Raw genomic sequence first — 223 nt, forward strand, 5'->3', positions numbered from 1 at the left:
TTGGGGGGTCGGGCCTCGCCCTATCCTCCGCTGTGGCGCAATCTCCCCAGGAGGTGATCGAACAGGCCCGTCAGGCGGCCTCGACGAACGACAATCGCGAGGCGGCCCGCCGGTTCGAACAGGCCATTGCCTCGGCGCCGGAGCGCCGGGGCGAGCTCCTGCTCGAATATGCGGACCAGGTCTCCTATTCGGGCCGGCCCGCGGATGCCGTTCCCCTCTATCG

General features: G+C 69.5%; 1 protein-coding gene. It reads left to right on the top strand.

Annotation, left to right across the window (positions count from 1 at the left end):
- The coding region (locus E4K09_RS29550) for a hypothetical protein (RefSeq protein WP_166802535.1) at window positions 1-223 on the top strand (223 nt) is incomplete at both ends.

The sequence above is a fragment of the Microvirga pakistanensis genome, from assembly GCF_004458765.1.
In the GTDB taxonomy this organism is placed as follows: domain Bacteria; phylum Pseudomonadota; class Alphaproteobacteria; order Rhizobiales; family Beijerinckiaceae; genus Microvirga; species Microvirga pakistanensis.